Annotated in this window: 3 protein-coding genes; 1 reads left to right on the top strand and 2 read right to left on the bottom strand. The window is 70.0% G+C overall.

Translation table 11 applies throughout. The features are described from left to right. Window positions 1-186: 186 nt before the first annotated feature. Together ISU10_RS22565 and ISU10_RS22560 are read right to left on the bottom strand one after the other, a co-directional pair. Window positions 187-1047 (bottom strand): HpcH/HpaI aldolase/citrate lyase family protein, encoded by an 861-nt coding sequence (locus ISU10_RS22565; protein WP_194698708.1) that lies wholly within the window; start codon window positions 1045-1047, stop codon window positions 187-189. After that, entirely contained in the window at window positions 1040-2158 is a 1119-nt protein-coding gene (locus ISU10_RS22560; RefSeq protein ID WP_194698707.1) for an HpcH/HpaI aldolase/citrate lyase family protein, read from the bottom strand. The genes ISU10_RS22565 and ISU10_RS22560 overlap by 8 nt, the downstream gene beginning before the upstream one ends. 189 nt (window positions 2159-2347) lie before the next feature. On the opposite strand from ISU10_RS22560, the gene ISU10_RS22555 reads away from it, so the two are divergent. Continuing rightward, window positions 2348-4558 (top strand): CHAP domain-containing protein, encoded by a 2211-nt coding sequence (locus tag ISU10_RS22555; protein WP_194698706.1) that lies wholly within the window; start codon window positions 2348-2350, stop codon window positions 4556-4558. Window positions 4559-4871 lie beyond the last annotated feature (313 nt).

Here is a 4871-nt window from a genome sequence, read left to right as displayed (position 1 = left end):
GCCAACCCCAAAGCCTTCGTGTGGACCAAGACAGCCGACGAGATCCTCGCCAAGCTCGGACGACTTATACGACGAACTTCAAATCCGGGTCACTAGCGCAACCTCCTCAACCAGCGACAGGGCTGCGCTCACGCCTCGCCCGTCGGATCGGCCGTCACGCGCCTGCGATACCCGGAGCAGGCCGAGTCAGAGAGCGACGATCGCCTCGTGGATGGCCAGCGTGCGCCGAGCGGTCTCGACATGGAGCGCCTCGACCATGCGGCCGTTGAAGGTCACAACGCCGGATCCGGATCCGTCCTCCCAGGCCTGCACGATGCCACGGGCGTCGTCGACGGCCTGCTTGTCGGGGGCGAAGGCCTCGTTGGCACCGTCGACCTGTCCGGGGTGCACGAGTGTCTTGCCGTCGAAGCCCATCTCACGTCCCTGCCGGCACTCGGCCAGGAACCCCTCGGTGTCCCGTACGTCGTTGTAGACGCCGTCGAGGATCGCCTTTCCCGTGGCTCGTGCGCCCAGCAGGGCCAGGGACAGGCCGGTGAGCAGGGGAGCGCGGCCGGGGACGTGCTCGGCGTACAGCTCCTTGGCCAGGTCGTTGGTCCCCATCACCAGTACGGCGAGCCGGTCGGAGGCGGCGGCGATCTCCTCGGCGTGCAACATGGCGCGAGGCGTCTCGACCATCGCCCATAGCTGCGTGTGGTCGGGGGCGCCGTGGCGGTCCATGGCGTCAACGAGGGCGAGCACCTCAGCGGCTGACGACACCTTGGGCGCCACGATGCCGTCGGGCCCCGCGGCACAGACGGCCGCCAGATCGGCGGCGTGCCACTCGGTATCTGCGCCGTTGACGCGGATCGTCACCTCGCGACGTCCGTAGCCGTGTGAGGCGACGGCCGAGCACGCTGCCTCGCGCGCGGTTGCCTTGGCATCGGGTGCCACGGCGTCCTCGAGGTCGAGGATCAGGCCGTCGCAGGGGATCGACTTCGCCTTCTCCAATGCGCGCTCGTTGGACGCCGGCAGGTAGAGCACCGACCGGCGCGGTCGGAAGTCACTCATCGGTCAGCTCGATGGCGTCGTAGATCTCCTTGAGCTTCGGGTCGACCGCGGCCAGCTGCTCGGCCAGCTCGACGAGCACGAGGCACTGCTTGAGCGAGGCGTCGTCCTCCATCTTGCCGTCCAGCATCACCGCACCCGTGCCGTCACCTCCCTGGCGGTTGAGGGCCGCCACCACCCGCCGCGCATGCCGGATGTCCTCGACCGACGGCGAGAAGACGCGGTTGGCGATCTCGATCTGCGAGGGGTGCAGGCTCCACGCACCCACGCACCCGAGCAGGAACGCGTTGCGGAACTGGTCCTCGCAGGCCAGTGGGTCCGAGATGTCGCCGAACGGCCCGTAGTACGGGTAGATGCCGTGCATCGCACAGGCGTCGACCATCCGCGCGATCGTGTAATGCCACAGGTCCTGCTGGTACGTCGGGCGCTCCTGGCCCAGCACCCCGTCACTGGTCGTGGTCGGGTCCTGACGCACCAGGTAGCCGGGGTGGCCGCCGCCGACGCGGGTCGTCTTCATCCGGCGGTCGGCGGCCAGGTCGGCCGGCCCGAGTGAGAGCCCCTGCATGCGCGGTGAGGCGCCGCAGATCTCCTCGACGTTGGCGACGCCGCGAGCCGTCTCGAGGATGGCGTGCACCAGGATCGGGCGGTCCAGGCCCGCCTTGGCCTCGAGCTGGGCGAGCAGCCGGTCGACGTAGGCGATGTCCTCGGCGCCCTGCACCTTCGGGACCATCACCACGTCGAGCTTGTCGCCGATCGCCGGGATCAGCCGGGTCAGGTCGTCGAGGACCCACGGGCTGTCGAGGGAGTTGATCCGGGTCCACAGTTGGGCCGAGCCGTCGGGCCCTCCGAGACCGGAGGTCGAGCTCGCGATCTGCACCAGGCTCTCACGGGCGGCGACCTTGTTGTCGGCCCTGACGGCATCCTCGAGGTTGCCGAGCAGCACATCGACCGTGCCGGTCAGTTGAGGGACCTTGGCGGCCATCTTGGGGTTGGACGGGTCGAAGAAGTGGATCGCCCGACTGGGGCGCGCAGGGATCTCGCGCAGCGGCTCGGGAGCGCCCACGGCGAGGGGGCGGAAGAAGTCCTTGGCGCTGCGGCCAGCAGGGGACGGCATGGGCGGAAGGTACCGCCGTCGCCTCGGGGCCGGTATGACGCACTTCTCAATGTCGCGCGAGGTGACTTGTACCTCGCTACCCGGCGGCGCGGACGGCTTTGACCATTCCCGTCCGGGAGCGGGGTCCAGCGCCCAGCATTTCCTGCACTCCCGTTCCGTCTCCGCCTCTGATGCGCCCTGAGGTCCCACGTGCACGTCGTCCGCCCCAACTACGCCGCGATCACCCGCGCCGTGCGCTGGACCGTGCTCGTCCTGGCCGTCCTGCTGGCGATGGTGGTCGTGCTACTCGCGGTGGTCACGGCTCCTGCTCGAGCCGACGGCGGCAAGGGACCGGACCAGACAGGTCCAGACCGGGAGGCGCAGCTGGCGCTCCAGAACGCCATCGACAACGGCACGGCGACCGGCACGTACGTCGGCCCGTTCGGCAACGAGCACTGGGTGGGCGTCTTCGGGACCCATGTCGCGGCGGGATACGGCTACCCGTACCCGGCGGCGCCGGACTGCAACGAGGGCTCCCTCGGCGGCGGTTGCAGCGGTGACTCGCGTGGCTTCCTCCAGGGCCAGTGCACCTCATGGGTCGCCTACCGGCTGGCGATGCGCAACGGTCTCTCGTTCTCCAACTGGTATGCCGGGCAGCACTGGGGCAACGCGTCCGAGTGGGCCAAGGTCGCCAAGGGCATCGGGCACAAGCCGGACAAGACTCCCGCCATCGGCTCGATCGGCTGGTACAAGCGGGGCCACGTCTCCTACGTCGAGGACGTCTACAGCAACGGCACGATCCTGATCTCGGAGATGAACACCGACGGCCACAACGGCTTCCACTTCGCCACGGTCAGCCCTGGCATGCGCAGCTACCCCGACAAGTTCATCCACCTCGACGACGTCGTTCCGGTCGACACCACTCCGCCGACCGTGCCGACCGACGTACGAGCCGCGGCCCACCGTGGGCGCACCGGTGTGGCCTGGCGCCCCTCCAGCGACGCCTTCGGGGTCGTGGGCTACCGCGTGTTCCGCAACGGCGTGCGCCTGGCAACGGTCCGGGGCACGTCCTACCTCGACCGCAACCCGCTCTCCGGCGTCACTGCCGTCTACGACGTGGTGGCCTTCGACGGTGCGGGCCACGTCTCGTCGCCCGGCCGGGTGACGGTGCAACCGGGGACCGAAGGCGCGGATCGAGCCTGGGTCTCGACGGCCGCCGGGCCTGCCATGTGCGGGCGGATGGGCAACGACCGCCATCAGCGGCTGGGATGCCGGCTGCTCACCGACTCGGGGTGGCGTGGTGTCGAGCTCGACCGCACGACCGCCTGGGGCGAGATCTCGAGCAGGGCGTTCCTGCCCAGTCCGGACGGCACGGTGTCCTACTGCCGCGAGATCAGCCGCGCGGCCAGCATGCTGGCATGCACGGCGCTCGATCCCGATGCCGGTGAGTGGGGCCTGGACCGTACGTCGGGCAGCACGCCGCACCTCGTCTCCGACGCGACCTGGGTCACGACGGCATCCGGCCCGGCCCGATGTGGCCTCACCGGGGCAGCGCGCCACCCTTCCGCCACCTGCACGGCCTTGGGCACCGAGGGTTGGCGGACCGCGACCACGAGCTCGACCGTGAACGCCGGTAGCCAGATCGGCCGTGCCTTCCTGGCCGACAGCGACGGCTCGATCTCCTGGTGTCGTTGGCTTCCCGAGAAGAAGGGCGCCCGGTCGGCCTGCATCTCCCTCGACCCGCTCACGATGACCTGGGGCTCGGACTCGATCTCGGGGCGCCTGAAGGCCGGCGCTCCGGCGTACCCGACGTGGGTGGGAGCCAACGCCGGACCGGCGTCGTGCTGGTCACCGGCCAGGGATCGGCGCGGTGGCTGCCGGGTGCTGACCTCGACGGGTTGGCGCAACGTTGCGCTGCCCAAGAAGGCGACCGCCGGCGAGCGTGGCTCGACGGCCTTCATCACCGATCGCTCCGGCGAGGTCACCTGGTGCCGCATCGCCTGGGGCAAGGCGGCCTGTGCCCAGCTGTCGGCTGACGGCACCTTCTGGCTGCGGGCCCGCGCGACCCGCACCGTCCGCAAGCTGCAGCACGACGGCCGGACCTGGACCAGGCTCGCCAACGGGCCCGCACTGTGCGGACGTGCCGGCACCGCCAAGCAGCCCCGCGTGGCCTGCCAGGTGCTCACGGACGCCGGCTGGCGCACCACCACGTCCCAGACCGTGTCGTGGGGCAGCCCCGGCTACCGCGCGTTCGTCCCGAGCGGTGCGGGTGCGGCGTACTGCCGGACCATGCCTGCGGGCCGCAAAGGCCACAAGACCAAGCAGGGTGAGAAGGTCTCCTGCACCCCGATGACCAAGCACGAGTGGGGCGTCACCCGCACCTCTCAACGGGTCAGGCTGGCGCTCCCGGACTCGATCTAGCGCCGTCTCCGCTGCTTGAGGAGTGCGCGCCGCCTCCGCTGGTTGAGGAGGTTGCGCCGTCGCCGCTGGTTGAGGAGGTTGCGCAGCAACCGTCTCGAAACCCGGTGAGTGAACGGTCGCTCGCCCGTGTCGCTGGTTGAGGAGGTTGCGCCGGTCTCTGCTGGTTGAGGAGGTTGCGCCGGTTTCTGCTGGTTGAGGAGGGCGCGCCGTCTCCGCTGGTTGAGGAGGTTGCGCTAGCAACCGTCTCGAAACCAGGTGACCGCGACGTCGGCGGTTCACTCGCGGGGTTTCGAGACAGGCGCTAGCGCGCCTT

It is taken from the genome of Nocardioides agariphilus (genome assembly GCF_015352445.1).
In the GTDB taxonomy this organism is placed as follows: domain Bacteria; phylum Actinomycetota; class Actinomycetes; order Propionibacteriales; family Nocardioidaceae; genus Nocardioides; species Nocardioides agariphilus.
This window is presented reverse-complemented; position numbering and strand designations above follow the sequence as displayed.